This is a genomic window from Serratia sp. TSO36, from assembly GCF_057808395.1.
In genome coordinates this window covers 1-255 of record NZ_JBJZOU010000061.1, presented here as the reverse complement: position 1 = coordinate 255, position 255 = coordinate 1, and the positions used below count along the sequence as shown (strand labels likewise).

The following is a 255-nucleotide window of genomic DNA, read 5'->3' as shown; positions in this document are numbered from 1 at the left end:
CATTATCCAGGCAGTTCCCTTTGCGAGACATGCTCTGTTTTATTCCTTTTTCCCGTAACTGATGTTGGTAAGCCGCCATCCGGTAATGCCAGCCCTGGTCGCTGTGCAACACCGGTTGTTCGTCTGGCTTCAGTTTGCCCAGCGCCTTGTCCAGCATGGTTTTTACCAGAGTAAACTCTGCCCTGCGCGCCAGTGCATACGCGATGATTTCACCGTTGTACAAGTCAAGAACCGGTGAGAGGTACAGCTTGTCTT

Annotated in this window: 1 protein-coding gene; it reads right to left on the bottom strand. The window is 51.8% G+C overall.

From position 1 onward, the window contains the following. Nucleotides 1-255 (bottom strand): transposase (locus ACK3CV_RS25450; protein WP_489009930.1); only part of this gene is annotated, 255 nt, incomplete at both ends.